2 protein-coding genes are annotated in these 1,882 nt (G+C 35.9%); both read right to left on the bottom strand.

Going from position 1 to position 1,882, the window contains the following annotated elements; all coding sequences use genetic code 11:
* Window positions 1-1,160: toxin Cry1Ac domain D-VI-related protein (locus JZO69_RS16490; RefSeq protein WP_242586932.1), on the bottom strand; the 1,160-nt coding region annotated here is incomplete at its 3' end.
* 406 nt (window positions 1,161-1,566) lie between these two features.
* On the bottom strand, window positions 1,567-1,812 hold the full coding sequence (locus JZO69_RS16495) for a hypothetical protein (protein WP_207113898.1): 246 nt from the start codon (window positions 1,810-1,812) through the stop codon (window positions 1,567-1,569).
* Between the last annotated feature and the right edge of the window lie 70 nt (window positions 1,813-1,882).

Raw genomic sequence — 1,882 nt, forward strand, 5'->3', positions numbered from 1 at the left:
ACTTGCCGTGTTTCAGAAGTTGTTTTTCCTCTCAACATGCTCGTCACGGTGATTTTTTCATTCCACTTAAAATACTTTCCTTTTGGCAGTGAGTAGCTAAAATTCCCTTCTGCATCTGCGCGAATCTGGTATTTTTTTGAATCCTCCGCCACTTCTGAGCTTAAGGTTCCCTCTGGAAAGGCACTACTTCCTGAAAATTGAAGAAAGGAATTTGGATAGGTTTTCCCTTTGATGGTATGACTTAGTTCATTTTTCGGATCATTGACCAATTCTGTTGGAATCGCCAAGCTCATCGTAATTTTGTCCAGCAAAGCTTGAGCTTTGGCTAGTTCCTTTGTTAATTCTGTTTTCGTCGTTTGATTGACGATTGTTTCAATTGATTTTTTCGCCTTATCAATTTCTGTTTGCGTCGCCGACAGTTTTAATTCTGTGTGTGTACTATCTGTGAACAACGCATTAATACTAGATCGGGATTCTTCAGTTCCTTGGTTTAAATCAACAATGGAGAGGTTAGAAAAATATACGTATGAATAAGCTCCCCATAACGCAGCAATGCTAAAATCAAGCGTCATTTCTTCTGTCTTTGCTTGAACAATTTTTGAAACATCTGTAGGTCCGAAACCACGATTTTTTAATTCCCTGTAGTCTGAATAAATAGAGACTGGACTATTCACATCTGAATTCGATAACCAATCAAAGGCATATCTTGCTTCACTGCCAGAATAAGCACTTGCAGTTATTTGGGTCGAAAATTGATAATAGTGATTAGGTATTGTACGGATTGTAGTTTTTACAAGACCAGCACTACTAATATCTCCGTTAATGCTAAACGAAATCTTCCGAACATTTGCGTTTGCCCACACGCCGCTAGTTAAAAGACTCTGAGAAGTTGATCCATCCCATGCACTGGTAAGACTCCATGGTTTAGCCATATACCTAGAATATCCTTCGAATTTTTTTATCAAATTGTACTTCGAAAGAACTGTTTGGTCGGTTACTGCTGGTGGAGCCTCTTCTGTTTTCATTTGGAAATTGACAATTTTCTCGCTCTCTTTTGCTTTCAAAACTGTTTTGACTTCGTTCTTTGGATAAAATAGAATCATAAAAGTAGTACACTCAATAATCAGTACTGAGGTAAGACACCATTTCTTTTTATTCATCTTCTTTCCTCCTACTTCACGCGCCATCGCTTAACTGCATTATAGGAATTAAAACTGCTCGTTTTTTCATCTATCCCCCCCTTTTAATTATGACCCATTTTCAAGCATCTACTTTTACCACTTTGTCTACTTCGGTCTTTAGAGAAATAATTAGAGTACATGCACTCAACGAAATTGCTGAGATTGATAACAAATACTACTTTTTATTTTTCGTCTGTTCATCCCCTATTTAGAGCATTATTTTGAACACCTTATAGAGTTTGAAATCAACAAACACGAAAACAAGTATTAAAACTAGACAGCCCTAAATTACGTATAGAAGATTCCGTAGCGTTCCAATATCAGGTAAAAGCCTATCAAGACAAGACTTTGTTATTTTTTTGTCTTCGATTCTACAAATTCCTTTTTAGTTATTTGATTCATAGGTACTAGTCTGCGATGTTTCACTTGTACTACTTTCAATTGTTGAACTTGAGATCGAATCACTTGAAGTGGGGTCACTTGAAGTCGAGCCACTTCCAGTAGATACATCATTATTAAAGTTCAACCCGATTTCAGTATTGTCATTTACCGCTTCAATCATTTTAGGAAACTGAAACAATGATATAGCGACAAAAACTATACTAAAGAAAATAAAGTTTTTATATTTCATAGTACCCCCTTTTTGCCCCAGTTCTCATTTTATTCATCAAAAAAATATTATTTTCAGATTTAACAAATAT

The organism is Candidatus Enterococcus ikei (assembly GCF_017316105.1).
In the GTDB taxonomy this organism is placed as follows: domain Bacteria; phylum Bacillota; class Bacilli; order Lactobacillales; family Enterococcaceae; genus Enterococcus_L; species Enterococcus_L ikei.